The sequence below is a fragment of the Endobacter medicaginis genome (assembly GCF_014192375.1).
GTDB lineage: Bacteria > Pseudomonadota > Alphaproteobacteria > Acetobacterales > Acetobacteraceae > Endobacter > Endobacter medicaginis.
The window spans coordinates 168,657-185,777 of sequence record NZ_JACHXV010000006.1; the positions used below are offsets into that span (position 1 = coordinate 168,657).

Annotated in this window: 11 protein-coding genes; 3 read left to right on the forward strand and 8 right to left on the reverse strand. The window is 70.3% G+C overall.

The features are described from left to right. Window positions 1–23: 23 nt before the first annotated feature. The 8 genes from recQ to FHR90_RS10065 form a co-directional block, all read right to left on the reverse strand. On the reverse strand, window positions 24–1,988 hold the full coding sequence (gene recQ, locus FHR90_RS10030; RefSeq protein ID WP_246330171.1) for a DNA helicase RecQ: 1,965 nt from the start codon (window positions 1,986–1,988) through the stop codon (window positions 24–26). A 23-nt stretch (window positions 1,989–2,011) separates the two neighbouring features. Next, complete coding sequence (locus FHR90_RS10035; RefSeq protein WP_176625887.1) at window positions 2,012–2,407, reverse strand: OmpA family protein; 396 nt, start codon at window positions 2,405–2,407, stop codon at window positions 2,012–2,014. Between the two features lie 163 nt (window positions 2,408–2,570). Then, on the reverse strand, window positions 2,571–4,292 hold the full coding sequence (cydC, locus tag FHR90_RS10040) for a thiol reductant ABC exporter subunit CydC (protein ID WP_246330172.1): 1,722 nt from the start codon (window positions 4,290–4,292) through the stop codon (window positions 2,571–2,573). Next, window positions 4,292–6,067: a thiol reductant ABC exporter subunit CydD gene (gene cydD / locus FHR90_RS10045; protein WP_183275163.1), complete on the reverse strand. Its 1,776-nt coding sequence runs from the start codon at window positions 6,065–6,067 to the stop codon at window positions 4,292–4,294. The genes cydC and cydD overlap by 1 nt, the downstream gene beginning before the upstream one ends. A gap of 52 nt (window positions 6,068–6,119) precedes the next feature. Next, the gene (locus tag FHR90_RS10050; protein WP_183275164.1) at window positions 6,120–8,018 is read right to left on the reverse strand and encodes a sensor histidine kinase; all 1,899 of its coding nucleotides are present in this window, start codon (window positions 8,016–8,018) and stop codon (window positions 6,120–6,122) included. Window positions 8,019–8,028: 10 nt separating this feature from the next. Next, window positions 8,029–8,295, reverse strand: coding sequence for a hypothetical protein (locus tag FHR90_RS10055; protein ID WP_176624425.1), 267 nt, complete (start codon window positions 8,293–8,295; stop codon window positions 8,029–8,031). Window positions 8,296–8,559: 264 nt separating this feature from the next. Continuing rightward, on the reverse strand, window positions 8,560–9,192 hold the full coding sequence (locus FHR90_RS10060) for a sigma-70 family RNA polymerase sigma factor (protein WP_176624433.1): 633 nt from the start codon (window positions 9,190–9,192) through the stop codon (window positions 8,560–8,562). A 138-nt stretch (window positions 9,193–9,330) separates the two neighbouring features. Continuing rightward, window positions 9,331–9,804: a sigma-70 family RNA polymerase sigma factor gene (locus FHR90_RS10065; protein ID WP_394367842.1), complete on the reverse strand. Its 474-nt coding sequence runs from the start codon at window positions 9,802–9,804 to the stop codon at window positions 9,331–9,333. Window positions 9,805–9,961: 157 nt separating this feature from the next. Between FHR90_RS10065 and FHR90_RS10070 the strand changes: the two genes are divergently transcribed. The 3 genes from FHR90_RS10070 (at window position 9,962) to treS (ending at window position 17,102) form a co-directional block, all read left to right on the forward strand. Continuing rightward, the gene (locus FHR90_RS10070) at window positions 9,962–10,729 is read left to right on the forward strand and encodes a response regulator (protein WP_176624429.1); all 768 of its coding nucleotides are present in this window, start codon (window positions 9,962–9,964) and stop codon (window positions 10,727–10,729) included. Between the two features lie 83 nt (window positions 10,730–10,812). Next, window positions 10,813–13,743: an alpha-1,4-glucan--maltose-1-phosphate maltosyltransferase gene (locus FHR90_RS10075; RefSeq protein ID WP_183275165.1), complete on the forward strand. Its 2,931-nt coding sequence runs from the start codon at window positions 10,813–10,815 to the stop codon at window positions 13,741–13,743. A gap of 65 nt (window positions 13,744–13,808) precedes the next feature. Further along, entirely contained in the window at window positions 13,809–17,102 is a 3,294-nt protein-coding gene (gene treS, locus FHR90_RS10080) for a maltose alpha-D-glucosyltransferase (RefSeq protein WP_176623288.1), read from the forward strand. Window positions 17,103–17,121: the final 19 nt, after the last annotated feature.

Sequence of the window (17,121 nt, forward strand, 5' to 3'; positions counted from 1 at the left end):
CGAACATCAAGGAAGTGTTTGTGTCAGGATACGTTCGATTGCGTGACGATTTCCAGCACCTCCGCGCCGTAGCGTTCGAGTTTCGATGCGCCGACGCCGCGGATCTCCGCCAGCCGGGCGCGGTCGGCCGGCCGCTCGGCGGCGATCTCGCGCAGCGTGGCGTCATTGAAGATGACGTAAGGGGGCACCGACTGCGCCTTGGCCTGCTCCATGCGCCAGGCCCGCAGCCGGTCGAACAGCGACTGTGCGCCGGGGTCGAGCAGGGTCGGTTCCGCGACCGGCCGCGAGCTGCGGGCCGCCTTGTCGGTCGCCACCACCGGGTCCTCGCGCAGCAGCACCGGCGCCTCGCCGCGCAGGATCGGCCGTGCGACCGGCTCGTGCAGGCTCAGCGTGGCATACTCGCCGCCGGTCCGCAGCGCATCGCGGGCGATGAGCTGGCGGATCACCGAACGCCAGAAGCCCTTTGCCTGGTCACGGCCGATGCCGAACAGCGCGAGGCGGTCATGGCCGTGGCGGCGCACCATCTCGCTGTCCTCGCCGCGCAGCACGCTCACGATGTGCAGCGCACCGAAGCGCTGGCCGGTGCGGTAGATCGCCGACAGCACCTTGCGCGCCGCCTCGGTGCCGTCGAACGTCGCCACCGGCCGGGTGCAGTTGTCGCAATGGCCGCAATCGACCGCCAGCGTTTCGCCGAAACACGCCAGCAGCGCGCGGGTGCGGCAGGCGGTGGTCTCGGTCAGCGCGATCATCGATTCGAGCCGCTGCGCGCTGACCCGCTTCTGCTGCTCGGGCGCGCCCGACTGCTCCAGCCAGAACCGGGCCCGCGAGATGTCCTCGCCACCATGCAGCAGCAGCGTGTCGGCCGGCTCTCCATCACGTCCGGCGCGGCCGATCTGCTGGTAGTAGCCCTCCGGGCTGTCCGGCATGTCGAGATGCACGACGAAACGCACGTCCGGCCGGTCGATGCCCATGCCGAAGGCGATGGTGGCGACGATCACCATCTCCTCGCCGGAGCGGAACCGGCGCAGCGCGGAGCGTTTCTGCTCGGGGGTGAGCCCGGCATGGAACGCCACCGCCGGCACCCCGCGCCCGGCCAGCGCGGTGGCGATACGTTCGGTCTTGGCCCGGCTGCCGCAGTACAGGATCCCCGCCTGCCCGCGCCGCGCCTCCAGCCAGGCAGTGAGCTGGCCCAGTTCGGAGCCCTTGGGCTGCGCCGAGACGAACAGGTTCGGCCGATGGAACGAGGTCGCGAACACTTCCGCGTCCGCAAGCCCCAGGGCGGCGAGAATATCGGTGCGCGTGCGCGGATCGGCGGTGGCGGTCAGCGCGATTCGCGGCACGCCGGGCAGCATGTCGCCCAGCGAGACCAGCGCACGGTATTCGGGTCGGAATTCATGCCCCCAGGCGGAGACGCAATGCGCCTCGTCGATCGCCACCAGCGCGAGGTCGAGCTTTGCCAGACGCGGCAGCATGCCCGGCGAAAGCAGCCGCTCCGGCGAGATGTAGAGCAGGTCGAGCCGGCCGCGATCGAGCGCATAGCCGACCGCGTCCGCCTCGTCGTAGCCGAGCTCCGAATGCAGGGCGGCCGCCGCGATACCGAGCTGCCGCAGGGCGGCGACCTGGTCATCCATCAGCGCGATCAGCGGCGACACCACGATCGCCATGCCGGGACGGCACAAGGCGGGGATCTGGTAGCACAGGCTCTTGCCGCCGCCGGTCGGCATCAGCACCAGCGCATCGCCACCGGCCATCACCCGCTCGATCGCCGCCGCCTGCACCAGCCGGAAGCTCTCGTAACCGAATACGCTCGACAGCACCTCGAGCGGTGCGCGCCCTGCGAGATGTCCGGCCGGCCAGCGCGTCGTCTGCTCAGGCGCGACCGGCGTGTCGTGCGCCTCGTCGTCTCCCAAAGCGCCAGACTCCATTTCCAGCCGCCAAGCGTCCGGATCGGCGTCGGCGCCGAAATCCATGTCCTCCGGAGGCGACATGCGTCCGGTCCCGGTAAGGAGGCCTACGGCGCGGCGCCGATGGTGATCTCGACGCGACGCGCGCCGACGGTCGGGGTCTCGTTGCTCGGCGGACGCGGCTGGGTGACGATCCGGGCCGGATCGACACCGTCGATGCGCAGTGTCGCCGAGACGATGGCGATGCGGCTGCCGACCAGCGCCTCCTCGGCGTCACGGCTGCCATTGGCGGCGGCGTAGCCCGCCACGGTCACCGGCGAGGCCGGATAGCCCGCGGCAGCGGTCGCGGCCGCACGGATCACGCGATCGGCGGCGGTGTCGATTCCGGCCGAGCCCTTGGAGAAGAACACAACGTAGCGCCGGCCCGGCCCGTCATCGGCGCAGCCGGCCAGCATCGTGCCGGAGAAGACCGTAAGACCAAACAGCATTGCCCAGCGACGCATCGAACCCATCCCAGCTCAGGCCGGAGGCGCCCCGATCCGGGTCAGGACCCGGCCGGCACGACTCGCACCACGCACGCCGGACGGCGCGCCATGACTGAGGTCAGTGCCAACAAGCGCAGCGTCGCGTCAATGGCCCGAGCGCCCCTGCGCGGGCCTGCGACGCTCATCCCGCCGCCGCTGTGGCGCGGCCGCCGACCAGCCGCCAGATGCGGTCAAGTCGCTCGACGCCGAGCAGGCGATGGGTGATCAGCACCACCGTACGGTCATCGGCGACCGTATTGAGGGTCTCGAGGAAGGCGCGCTCGGTGTCGATGTCGAGCCCGGCGCAGGGCTCGTCGAGGATCAGGACCGGCGCGCGCGACAACAGCACCCGCGCCAGCGCGATGCGTCGCTGCTGGCCGCCGGACAGGCCCGCCCCGGCCTCGCCCAGCCAGGTGTCGAGCCCGTCCGGCAGACCGCGCACCACCTCTGCGATGCCGGCCTGTTCGAGTGCCGTCCACAGCTCCGCCTCGTCCGCCTCCGCACGCTGGAGCCGCAGATTGGCGGCGATGGTGTCGGAGAACAGATGGGTCGTCTGGCCGAGCCAGGCGAAGCGCGACCGCAGATCCGCGGCGGCCAGCGCCGAGACCGGCACGCCACCGAGCCGCACCTGCCCCGATTGCGGTTCGGCCAGGCGCAGGGCGAGTGCCGCGAGCGAGGACTTGCCCGACCCGGACGGACCCAGGATCGCCACGCGCCGCCCGGCGGGGATGTCGAGGCTCAGGCCATCGAACACGGCAGGGCGGTCGGCAGCCCAGGTGAAGCCCACCTGGTCGAAGCTGAGCGCGTGGCCGGGAGGCAGCGACACCGGCACGGCGGGATCGGGGGCGGCCTCCGGCAGGCTGGCGGCCTCGATCACCCGCCCGGCGGCAGACGCCATCTGACCGGCCATCACGCCGGCGCGCGGCAGGCCGGAGACCGGCTCGAAGGCGGCGATGGCGACGAACACCATCGCGATCGCCGCCAGCGGGGGCACCGCGAACGGCGCCCAGCCGACGGCCGCCGCCAGCAGGCAGAGCAGGATCGCCTGACCGCACAGGAAGGCCGCCAGCCCGGCCGCCGCGAGCCGCGCCGACAGCCCGGCCTGGGCGGCGAACAGCGCGGATTCGCGCGACTGAGCCATGGCCCGCATGCGCCCCTCGGCGCCGAACACGCGGATCTCGCGCAGGCCGACGATCACGTCGAGCACGGCGACACGCAGGGCGGCGACGGTCTCGTTGAGCACCGGGCCGGCATGCAGCCCGGCACGGGCGGCCAGCACCGGCCCGACCACCGCGGCTGCGACGAACAGCAGCGCGATCGCCGCCACCAGCGCCGCCGGTACGCCGGGGATCGCCACCAGGGTGGCGACCAGCACCACGAAACTCAGCAGCGCCACCCCCGCCGGCACGACCAGCCGCAGATACAGCCCGTCGAGCACGTCGACATCCCCGACCAGGCGCGACAGCAGATCGCCGGAGCGCAGGAAGCCCAAGCCTCCCGCCGCACTGCGCGCGATGCCGGCGAATAGCCACACCCGCAGCCCGGCGAGTGCGCGGAAGGTCGCCGAATGGGTGACCAGCCGCTCGGCGTAGCGCAGCACGATCCGCGCCAGCCCGGTCAGCCGCATTAGCGCCGGTGTCGCCAGCAGCACGGCGAGGGCGGCGATATCGTGCGACGGCGCATGACCCTCCGAGGCCACCACCAGCCCGGCCAGATGGGTGCCGGCCCCCGACATCACCGCCAGCCCGGCAAGTCCGGCGGCCAGGGCGACGACGAGCCCCGCCGCCATCAGCGGCCATTGCGGCCGCCACAACAGCACGATCCGGTGCAGCGGCGCCCAGCCGGTCTTCGTCTGTTGCACCATCATGCCACCTGCGGCCGCGTCCGCGGCGCCAGATCGATGCGGCGGCCGGAGAAGGCATGCACGGCCTGGCTGTGCCCGACCAGGATCACGGTACGGTTGATTGCCAGGCGCTGCAGGCAGCGCAGGATATGCGCCTCGGTCACCGGATCGAGATGCGCGGTCGGCTCGTCGAGCAGCAGCAGCGGTGCGTTCTTGAGGAAGGCACGCGCGATCGCCACACGCTGCGCCTGTCCGCCGGACAGCCCGAACCCGCCCTCGCCGATCGGGGTCGCGAGCCCGCGCGGCAGGCTGGCGACCACCTCCGCGAGTCCCGAATCACGTACCGCCGCCTCGAGCTCCGCCTCGCTCGCCTCGGGCCGGGCGAAGCGGATGTTGTCGCCGAGACTGCCGGCGAACAGCACCGGCCCCTGGCCGATCCAGGAGGTCATCCGCGCCAGCGCCTCCGGCACGATGCTCTCGATCGGCGCACCGTTGAGCGTGATCCGCCCCGATTGCGGCCGGATGAACCCCAGCAGCAGTTCGATGACGGTCGATTTTCCCGCCCCCGACGGTCCGGCGACGATCAGCGTCTCGCCATGCGGCACCCGGAAGCTCAGGCCGTCGAGTACCGGCGGCCGGTGCGCCGACCAGCCGAAACGAACGTCCTCGAACGCCACCGTCACCCCATGCGCCTGCACGGTGCGGATCGCCGGCGGCATATGCTCGCCGCCCTCGGGCAGCACGACGGCGTCCGGCGGCGCCGGCAGCCCGACCAGGGTCTCGGCCGCGGCCGAGGCGTGCATGCGGTCCTGATAGGCAAGCGCGAAGGCGCGCAGCGGAGCGAAGAACTCGCTCACCAGCAGCAGCGCGAACAGCGAGCGGGCGACGCCGAGCGGCGTGGCGGGGGCGGCACCGGCCCGTGTCAGCGCCGCGCCGTCATGCAGCGCGATCGCCACCAGCGCAGCGACCATGGCGAGATCGAGCGCCGCCGAGGAAAGGAACGCCACGCGCAGCACACGCAGTGTCCGACGACGCAGCTCGGCAGCCGCGATGCCAAGGGCGCGGGCCTCATCCGCGGCGCGGCCGGCGAGCACGATGGTGGAAACGCCGCGCATGCGGTCGAGGAACCGCGCCTGGAGCCGCGACAACGCCACGAACTGACGGGCTGCCGCCCGCGCCGCGCCGATTCCGAACACCGCCTGGCTGAACGGCACGCAGATCCCGGCAATCAGCAGCACCAGCGCCGCATAGGGCTGCGCGGCGAGTGCCGCCAGCAGCACCAGCAGCGGTCCGAGCAAGGCCAGGCTGGCCGCGGGCACCCAGCGGGCGAACAACCCGTCCAGCGCCTCGATGCGATCGACGGCGAGCGCGGCGAGCTCGCCGCTGGCATGGCCGCGCAGCAATGCCGGTCCCTGCGCCAGCAGCCCGCCCAGCAATATCCCGCGCAGGCGGCGGCGGCCCGCCCGGCCCGCCGCCGCGGCGCGCCGCTCGGCGAGCATCAGGGCGAGGCCGCGCAGCAGCCCGAGCATGGCAAAGGCCAGCAGCCAGACGCGGACATCGCGCGCGTGCACGCCGCCGAGCGCGTCGGCCAGCAGGACCGCCACGCACCAGGCCTGCGCGATGGCGAGTGCGACGGAGAGAGTCTGCAGGGCGATGGCCGGCAGGGCCACGCGCCGGCCCAGGCGGGACTGCGTGGCGATCCAGCGTCGCGTGGCGGCACGACCGGTGGCGGGAGCACCCGGCGAAACATCGGGCGCGGGGGAAGGCGAGCGGTCCGCAGAAGGTCGGTCGATCATGCGGGCAGCATCCTAGAACCATCCGCGCCGGAAAATCACCCTCCCCCCGGCCTCAGAGCCTGACCCCCTGCGAGGCGAGGTGGCGCGGGATGTCGACCGTGTAGGTGGTGCCCTGGTCCTGCACGACGTCGAGCGTGGCGCCGAGCTGGCGGGCGAAGCCGCGGATCAGCTGTATGCCCAGCCCGTCGCGCACGCCGCTCTCCGTCTCGGCGCGCCCCTCGGGAAAGCCGATGCCGTCATCGGCGATGACCAGCCGCAGGCGCTCGATGCCATCGGGTGCCGCTTCGGCACCGATTTCCGTCAGGCTGAGGGCGATGCGGCCGCTGCGCCCGGGTGGGAAGGCATATTTGACCGCATTGCTGACCGCCTCGGTGATGATGAGCGCGATCGGCACGGCCTGGTCCGCAGGCATTTCGATGTCGGGCACCGCGACCTCGAGCCGGATGCGGCCGCCCGTCGCCCGCCCGGCGCGTTCCCGCGTCACGCCCGCGACGCGCTCTCCCGTCTCGCCTGCGACGTGCTCGCCCGTCGCGCCCACCGCGCGCTCGCCCGTCGCGCCCACCGCGCGCTCGCCCGTCGCGCCTACGGCGCGCTCGCCCATCGCCTGGAACAGCTGCGCGCAGAGTTCCTCGATGAAGCCGCGCAGGCCCATCGTCTCCGGCTCGCCCTCCTGGTACAGATGCCGGTGCAGGGTGGCGAGCGCGCGGACCCGGTCGCGGGCGGAGGCGAATTCGGCCTTCGAGTCGGGCTGCTTGATGCGGTTGGCCTGAAGATTGAGCAGCGAGGCGATGATCTGGAGATTGTTCTTCACCCGGTGATGAATCTCCTTGATCAGCAGACCCTGCCTGACCTCGGCTGCGGCCAGCTCCGCCTCGTGACGCGTCAGCGCCTCGGTCGCCGAGCCGAAGGCCTCCCACAGGCGGCGCAATTCGGCCGGCATCAGCGCGATCCGGCTGCGCTGGAATGCGCCCCCGTGCCGCCAGCGGTCGACCGCCCGGGTCAGCTCGTCGATCGGGGCCACGATGGCGAGATTGGCCGCGACCACCACCAGCAACAGGGCCGCGCCAAGGATCAGCACGATCTCGATCACGCGCAGGAAGAACGCCGCCAGCGCCTGCGCGTCGCTGGTGCCCGGCAGGGTCACGACCAGCAGGTCGACCCCATTGGCGATACGACCGGAGGCATAATCCTGCTGCTGCGACGACACACCCTCGGTCGTCACCGCGTCACGGCTGGGCCACATGGTCGCCGGCGGCGGTGCCCAGCCGCAATCGCCGCATAAGGCGCGCACCTCGCCATCGGCGAAGCGCATCCACACCCTCGTGCGGCCGCCATCGATCCCCAGGACACGCTGATGCGGCCCCGGGCCGCTGGCGCTCCACCAGCCGATCTCGATCTGGGCGACGAGCAACCCCGGGCCGGCCGCCTGCTCGACGGCTTCTGCCGGGCGGGAGACGATGTCCAGGGTCAATGGCTGCACGTCCGCGGGCAGGATCGCCATCTGACCGGCCGGGGGCAAGGCGATGGCGGTCAGGCCCGGATCGGCGGCCATGCCATGCGACGCCTCCGAACACAGGATGCCGTGATGATTGTCGAGGATCGACAGACGTGTGCTTCTCAGCACGTCGAGGCTGACGACGAACCGCAGCATGTCGGCACAGCCACTGTCGGACATGGTCTTCTGGCGCTCGGCGAGCCGGTCGAGAACGTTGGTTGCGACCTCGATCTGGGTTCGGCTGCGCTCGATGATATGGTCACGCAGGTCGCGCGTCTGCACGACGTTGTGCATCCGGACGGCACCGTAATTCTGCCACGCGGTGACCGCGCTGAGCGCCGCCATCGGCAGCGTGGCCAGCAGGATGATGACCAGCATCCGCTCGTTGACGCCGCCGAACAGCCACCTGCCCCGCGCGGGCCGACGCCGCGGCGGCGCGGTGTGCGCTCCCGTCATCCCGCCTGCTTCATCGACGGCTGGCGTGGCTCGGATCGTCGGCGCCACCTTCGGCGGTACCGCCACCGTCGCGATCCTCCTCGATCAGGCGCAGCAGTTCCTCGGGTACGGGTTCGCTGGCAATGCCATCGAACAGGCTGTGCAGGCCCCGGTTGAGCCACAGGTCGAACGCACGCCCGCTTGCCCCTCCGCCCGGAGCCGTCGGCGCGGCCCCCTCGTCCGCCTCCGGGCGGAGTCGCCGGGCACGGCCAGGTTGCTTTTCGGGGGCTGAGGGCATCGCAGTGAATTCAGACCTGCTGGCGGCATGGACGGGGGTGGAATCGTCCTGACGCCACCCGGAGATCAGATACGCGGCCGATCCACAGGGGTTGCCCGCGACGCCATCCGCATCGGGCCGATGAGGCGTCTCCCACCCGTCTCATTCCGTGACTGTGGCCACGAGGCCACACTCGTCGCGGCGGACCAGACCACAAGCCACCCGGAACGCATGTCCCGGGTGGCTTTGGTCCGAGGGCCCGACGCGCGCAGGCGTCCGGTGGGCTCAGGCGCGGAGCGCGCTCATGATGTCGCTCTCGGCGACGAGCTTCACCGAGCGGCCGCCGGTGGCGATGCTGCGCTCCTCGCCGAGCAGACCTGCCTCGAGCTGGCGGCGGGCACGGAAGACGCGGCTCTTGGCGGTGCCGACGGCGCAGCCGGTCGCCTCGGCCAAGGCCTCGTAACTCATGCCCTGCACGACCACCATCACCAGCGCCTCGCGCTGGTCGGACGGCAGCTTCGCGATCGACTTGCTCAGATCCTTCAGCGCGAGGCTGTTCTCGTGCGACGCCTCGGTGGCGAACACCGACGCCGGCACGTCGTCGATATCGGTGGTGTCGCGGCGCTTGCGCAGGTTGGAGATGAACCGGTTGCGCAAGATCCTGTGCATCCAGGCGGCGAAATTCGTCCCCGGGATGAAGCTCGCCTGAGCCGAGAGCGCGTTGCACACCGCGTCCTGGACCAGGTCCTCGGCGGCGGTGCGATTGCGGGTCAGCGCCATCGCCTGCACGCGCAGCTTCGGCAGGATCGCGATCACCTGATCGTGGAAGTCGCGGCTGGCGCCGCCCTGGCGGGGCTGGGGCCCCGCGGCCTGGCTGGAGGTGGTGTCCACGGTCGCCGGGGTCGCATCGAAAGCCATTGTCGTCTCCTCATCCTGCCGCACGAGGCAGCGGATATTCAGCGGAGCAATGGATGCCGCGACGACGAGGTTGCATCGTCTCGATCACGAAAACGCGAGCGTCTCGGAGCGTGTCCGGGATTGCGCCGTGCGGCACATTCAAGGTCCGGCACCGGCCCCCGCCGCGCCGAGGGTGGCGAGCTGCGCGCGGGCGCGCGAGACACGCGCCTTCATCGTGCCGACGGGCACGCCGCACACCGCGGCCGCCTCCTCCATCGACATCTCCTGCGCGCCCACCAGCACCAGCGCCTCGCGCAGCAATGCCGGGAGCTTCCACAGCAGGCGCTGGAGTTCCTCCACCTCGGCGCGATGCTCCACATGCGGGGCAACCACTTCCTCCGCGGCGACGCGACCGGCCAGCAGACGCTGCTCGGTGCGATGACGGCGGATCTGCTCGTAGAACGCATTGCGCTGGATGGTGAACAGCCAGGCCCGCAGGTTGGTGCCCGGCCGGTACTGCCCGATCGCGGCCAGCGCACGCACCACCGTGTCCTGCACCAGGTCGTCGGCCTGGCTTGCATCACGCGCAAGGAAGCGCGCGAAGCCGCGCAACTCGGGCAGCAGTGCCGCGATTTGCCGTCGAAGGGCTTTCGGGTCATGCTGCGCGGCACTGTCTGCGGTCGTCCGGTCGCGTTCCGCCCGGGTGTCCGTCCCGGTCGGGATGCCACCTGCGGGCCCTGGCTGTCCTGTCTTTCCGATGACCGCGATTCCAGTGTTGAGAGAAGCGACTATGCCTGAGACCCGGCGCAACGACCTCATTCGTGCGCTTCCTTATGCGCGGCGTTATGCACGTGCCGTGACCGGCAGCCAACAGCGCGGGGACCTGCTGGTCTCCGACAGCCTGCGCGCCATGAACGAGGCCGAGAACGACCCCTATGGCAGCTTGCCGGCCCGTTTCGCGCTCTACGGCTGGATCACGGCGCGCTTCAACACCGGCGGGCTCGGCGCCGCCTCGCTCGGCACCGACGCGGCCTCGGGCGGGCTCAGCCAGCGCCAGCGGCAATTGCTGCTGCTGACCTCTCTGGAGGACGTGCCGCTCGAGGCGGCCGCGATCATCACCGGGCTGGCCGAGGACGACGCCGCCAACGAGCTCGACGACGCCCGCGCCCAGCTGCGCGACGCCGCGGCGACCGACGTCCTGATCATCGAGGACGAGCCGATCATCGCCATGGACCTCGAAGAGCTCGTGCAGTCCTGCGGCCATCGCGTCGTCGGTGTCGCCGACAGCGAGAAGGAGGCGGTGCGGCAGGCCGACGAGAGCAAGCCGGGCCTGATCCTCGCCGACATCAATCTCGGCATCGGCGGCGACGGCACCACTGCCGTCAGCCGCATCCTCGAGACGCATTATGCGCCGGTGATCTTCGTCACCGCCTATCCCGAGCGGCTGCTGACCGGGGATGCGGTCGAGCCGGCCTTCGTCATCACCAAGCCGTTCGATCCGATGACCCTGGCCATCGCCACCTATCAGGCGGTCACCGGAGGCGTCACCCTGACCTGAGCCCGGAGACGAGGCCACGGATCACGCAACCGGGGAAAAACACCCGGCGTTGAACACCAAGCCGGACAAGTGAGGGAGGCGAGATGGACATGGTCGACAGCCACGACCCGATCGCCACCCTGCATGGAGCGACCCTTGTCGCGTCAGGCGCCCCCCTGCCGGCCGCCTGGGTCACCTGCCCCCCCGCATCGTGGCGCGATGCGGTCGTCGAGCTGCCGATGGCTCGGATCGACGGCACTCCCACCGGTCTTGCCACGCGGGCCTACCGGCCTCCCGACCGCGCGCGGCGGCTCGATCCCCGCGGCGAGCTGCCGAATCTCGCCACGCTGCACATCACTGACGAAGCCGCCGCCCAGGCCCTTGGTCGCGTATGGGGCGAGGCGATGGCGGCGGGTGGCGCGAAAGGCGCCATTCTGCGCGGATGGGGTGAGATCCCCGGCTGGGCGACCGGTCTCGTGCTCGCCGGGCTGCGCGAGGCGGCGCCCGGACGGTGGCTGATCGTCGACATGGCCGGATGCGACACCCAGCACTGGCCGGCCTTCGCTGTCGCCGATGCGCTCGCTTGCCCGCTTGGCGCCTGGGACGGGCGCAGCGCCTGGTTCGGGTATCTGCTGATGCGGCTGCGCGCGATCGCGCCTGTCGTCGCCGTCGATGCGGGCGGCTTGGCCGCGTCCCTCGCGCGGGCGCTCGCCATCCCTCTCATCGGTGCCCACACCCCGAACATGGAGACCCCCCCGGCCGTGTCCGAGATCCGCGAAATCCTGTCTGCACCGGAGGCGTCGGTGCTGGTCACGCTGGGCAGTGCAGGCGATCCGCGCCTGGCGCAGGCCGCCACGCTGCATCTGCTCAACACCGGCGCCGATCGTACGGCGCTGATCGACCCCGCGACGTTCCTGCCCGGTATCGGCGGCCTGTTCGGGCCCTTCGTCTCGGCGGACGGCATCGAGCTGGTGCCCGGGCGGCCGGTGGAGCTGGCGCCCGGTGCGTCGGCGGAGTTTGCCGCGACCAGGCTGCCGGCGCGACCCAACCCGGCGATCAGTTCCGCACGGGCCGCGGCGGCCGCCTCGCTCGCGCGGGTGGCGATCGAGGCGATCTCGCCCGCGGTCGATGATGGCGCCTTCCCCGTCAAGCGCATCGCCGGCGAGCGGGTGGTGGTCGAGGCCGACCTGATCTGCGACGGCCACGACAAGCTCTCCGGCGCGGTGCAGTGGCGCGGACCGATGCAGAACGCGCTGGGCGATCCGGCGTGGAACGAGGTGGCGATGGTGCCGCTGGGCAATGACCGCTGGCAGGCGAGCTTTCCGGTGGCGACCCTCGGCCTCTACGAGTTCCGCGTGCTGGGCTGGCGCGATGCCTACGAGACGTTTCGCGACGAGATTGCCAAGAAACATGCCGCGGGCGTGCCGATCGCGCTCGAGATCCAGGAGGGCACCGAGCAGATCGTGGCCGCCCGCGCCCGCCATCAGGGGGACGAACTGGACTGGCCGCTCACCAGACCGCTCTACACGATGGATGGCGCCGACGAGGCCACGCGTCTGGAAACGCTGCTCGCACCCGAGACCGCGGACGCCATGCGCCGCGCCGACACCCGCCCCGGCATGTGTGTCACCGGTGTGTACACAGTCGATGCGGAACGTACCGGTGCGGGGTTCGCGAGCTGGTTCGAGGTGTTTCCACGCTCGATGAGCGACGACGTCTCGCGTCACGGCACTTTCGCCGATGTCGAACGCCATCTGCCGCGCATCGCCGCGATGGGATTCGACGTGCTTTACTTCCCTCCCATCCACCCGATCGGCCGCACCAACCGCAAGGGCCCCAATAATACCCTGACCCCTGCCGAGGGCGATCCCGGCAGCCCCTATGCGATCGGCACCGCAGGGGGCGGCCACGACGCGCTGCATCCCGAACTCGGCACGCTGGAGGACTTCCTGCACCTGCGCGAGGCCGCGGCCGGGCATGGGCTCGAGCTGGCGATCGACTTCGCCATCCAGTGCTCGCCCGACCATCCCTGGCTGCGCGAGCATCGCGACTGGTTCGCCTGGCGCCCCGACGGGTCGATCCGCTACGCCGAGAATCCGCCCAAGAAGTATCAGGACATCGTCAACGTCGATTTCTACGCCGAGGGCGCGATCCCGGATCTGTGGGTGGCGCTGGCGAAGGTGGTGCTGTTCTGGGCCGGGCAGGGAATCCGGCTGTTCCGCGTCGACAACCCGCACACCAAGCCGCTGCCGTTCTGGCAATGGATGATCACCGAGGTGCGCGCGCGCTTCCCCGATGCCGTGTTCCTGGCCGAGGCGTTCACGCGGCCGAAGGTGATGAACCGCCTTGCCAAGATCGGGTTCTCGCAGTCCTACACCTACTTCACCTGGCGCAACACGCGGCCCGAGCTGGAGGAATACCTCACCACGCTCACCACCGGTCCCGAACGCGAGTATTTCCGGCCGCATTTCTTCGTCAACACGCCCGACATCAACCCGACCTTCCTGCAGACCGGTGGACGCGCCGGTCATCTGGTCCGCGCCGCCCTCGCCGCCACGCTGTCGGGGCTGTGGGGGGTCTATAACGGCTTCGAACTGTGCGAGGCGACGCCGCTCGCACCCGGCAAGGAGGAATATCTCGACAGCGAGAAATTCCAGCTCCGCGCCTGGGACACCGCGCGGCCCGGCAACATCGTCTCCGAGATCACCCGTCTCAACCACATCCGCCGCGCCAACCCGGCCCTGCATCGCACCGGCGGCCTCGCCTTCCTGCCATCCAGCGATCCGGCGGTGATCGCCTATGAGAAGGCCACCGACGACCGCGGCAACGTCATCTGCTGCTTCGTCAGTCTCGACCCGCACGCCATCCACGACACCCGCATCGAGCTGCCGCTGTGGAAATCCGGCCTGCCCGGCGAGGCGCATGTCGAGATCGAGGATCTGATGAGCGGCGTCCGCTTCGGTCTCGACGGCGCCTGGCACGATCTGCGGCTGACGCCGGACATGCCCTTCATCCTGTGGCGTCTGGTCACCTGACACGCCGCGTTTCACCCTCCCGCCCGCCACGCCACAAACGCCAGCCATCGAACGAGCCCGACCACATGAGCCAGACCGCCGCCACCGCCTCCACCACCCCGACCCATTCGCTGGCGCCGATCGGGGATCCGCTGTGGTACAAGGATGCGGTCATCTACCAGCTCCATATCAAGTCGTTCTTCGATGCGAACAACGACGGTGTAGGCGATTTTGCCGGGCTGAACGCGAAACTCGACTACATCGTCAATCTCGGCGTGACCGCGGTGTGGATGCTGCCGTTCTATCCCTCGCCGCGGCGCGACGACGGCTACGACATCGCCGATTATCGCGGCGTGCACGAGGATTACGGCTCGCTCGCCGACATCCGCAACTTCATCACCGCCGCCCATGAGCGCGGCTTGCGGGTGATCACCGAGCTGGTCATCAACCACACCTCCGACCAGCATTCGTGGTTCCAGCGCGCCCGCCGCGCGCCCGCCGGCTCGCCGGAGCGCGATTTCTACGTCTGGTCCGATACCGATGAGAAATATGCCGGCACGCGCATCATCTTTCTCGACACCGAGAAATCGAACTGGACCTGGGACGAGGTCGCGGGTGCGTATTTCTGGCACCGTTTCTACAGCCACCAGCCGGACCTGAACTTCGACAATCCGGCGGTGATGGAGGAAGTGCTCTCGGTGATGCGCTTCTGGCTGGATCTCGGCATCGACGGGCTGCGTCTCGATGCGATCCCCTATCTGGTCGAGCGTGACGGCACCAACAACGAGAACCTTCCCGAGACCCACGAGGTCATCAAGCGGGTGCGTGCCGAGATTGACGCCTATGCGCCGGGCCGGATGCTGCTCGCCGAGGCCAACCAGTGGCCGGAGGACGCGCAGGTGTACTTCGGCGATGGCGACGAATGTCACATGTCGTTTCATTTTCCGCTGATGCCGCGGATGTACATGGCGATCGCCCGCGAGGACCGCTTCCCGATCACCGACATCATGCGCCAGACCCCGGCCATCCCGGCCAACTGCCAGTGGGCGGTGTTCCTGCGCAACCATGACGAGCTCACGCTGGAGATGGTGACCTCGTCGGAGCGCGACTATCTGTGGGAGACCTATGCGTCCGACAAGCGCGCCCGCATCAATCTCGGCATCCGCCGCCGCCTCGCGCCCCTGATGCAGCGCGACCGGCGGCGGATCGAGCTGATGAACGGGCTGGTGCTGTCGATGCCCGGCACGCCGGTCATCTACTATGGCGACGAGATCGGCATGGGCGACAACATCTATCTCGGCGACCGCGACGGCGTGCGCACGCCGATGCAGTGGTCGGGCGATCGCAATGGCGGCTTCTCGCGTGCCGATCCGGCAGGCCTGGTGCTGCCGCCGATCATGGACCCGATCTATGGCTACCAGGCGGTCAACGTCGAGGCCCAGGACGCCGATCCGCACAGTCTGCTGAACTGGACGCGGCGGATGCTGACCGTGCGCAAGCGCCATCGCGCCTTCGGCCGCGGCACGCAGCGCTTCCTCTATCCCGCCAACCGCAAGGTGCTGGCCTATCTGCGCGAGTTCGAGGACGAGACGGTGCTGTGCGTCTACAACCTGTCGCGCGCCGCACAGGCCGTGGAGCTCGACCTGGCCGAATTCCACGGTCGTGTGCCGATCGACGCGGTGGGCGGCTCGGCCTTCCCGCCGATCGGTGAGCTGACCTACCTGCTCACCCTGCCGCCCTACGGGTTCTACTGGTTCTCGCTCAACGCCGAGAACGCGCTGCCCGACTGGCACACGCCCACGCCCGAGCCGCTTCCCGACCTGCAGACCATCATCGTGCGCGACCGTTTCCGCGAGATCGCCCAGGGGTCCACGCGCGAGCTGTTCGAGACCGACATCCTGCCGGCGTATCTGCCCAAGCGCCGCTGGTTCGCCGGCAAGGACAGCAAGCTCGGCGCCGTTCGCATCGCCTATGTGCTGCCGCTGACCGACATCCGCGACAACAACCTGCTGTTCGCCGAGGTCGAGACCGCTTCGGCCGGCGGCGGCGCGAGCCGCTACACGATCCCGCTGGCCGTGGTCGCCGAGGACCACGCCTCCGCCCTCGCCCAGCAACTCGCCCTGTCGCGCATCCGTCGCGGCCCGCTGGTCGGCTACATCACCGATACCTTCGCTTCCGACGATTTCGTCCGCCGCATCCTCGCCCTGGTGCGCGAGGCGGCCGAACTGCCGATCGAGGGCGGTGCGCTGCGTTTCAGCCACACCGACCGGCTCGCCGAGATCGACGGGGCGGATCTCGCCGGCGAGACGCTCGACATCCGGCGCCTGTCGGCCGAGCAGTCCAATTCGTCGCTGATCGTGTCGGACAAGATCGTGGTCAAGATCGTCCGCCATGTGCTGCCGGGCGTGCACCCGGAAGCCGAGATCTCGCGCTACCTCACCCATCGCGGCTACGCCAACACGCCGCCGCTGCTCGGCGAGGTCACCCGTATCGACGCGGACGGCACGCCGAACACGCTGATGCTGCTGCAGGGCTTCGTGCGCAACCAGGGCGATGGCTGGCACTGGACGCTCGACTACCTCGCGCAGCTCGCCAACGATCCCGAGGAGCATGCCGACGCATTCGCCAACTATGCCGGCTTTGCCGCGGCACTCGGCACCCGGCTCGCCGAACTGCACGCGGTGTTCGCCACCGCCGATGACGAACCGGCCTTCGCCCCCGCCCCGGCCACCGAAGCCGATGTCGCCGGCTGGGCCGACGGCGCGCGCGAGCAGCTCGATGGCGCGCTCGCCGCCCTTGCCCGCCTCGACAGCCAGGACAAGACGCTGCTGGCCGACCGCCATACCGTGGAGACCCATGCCGGCGCATTGCGGGCGGCGATCGATCGTCTGGCCGCCAGTGGCATCGGCAGTCTGCGCACCCGCGTGCATGGCGATTTCCATCTCGGCCAGGCGCTGGTCTCCGGCGGCGATGCCTATCTGATCGATTTCGAGGGCGAGCCGGCCAAGACCATGGCCCAGCGGCGCAGCCATTCGAGCCCGCTGCGCGATGTCGCCGGCCTGCTGCGGTCGTTCAGCTACGCCGCCGCCACCGCATCCGCGCGCGGCGCCTCGGTGGGTGCGCATCTCGAAGACCGCCACGCCCAGGTCATCGACGGGTTCGTCCCCGCCGCATCGGAGGCCTTTCTCGCCGCCTATCGCGCCACACTGGGCACCACCGAACGCCCCTGGGTGACGGGCGCGGCGGAGACGGCGCTGATCGACCTGTTCCTGATCGAGAAGGCCGCCTACGAAATCCGCTACGAGGCCGCCAACCGTCCCGACTGGCTCGGCATCCCGCTCTCGGGCCTCGCCCGTCTCGCCGAACGGCTGGCGCGATGAGTGACGTGTTGTCGTCGGG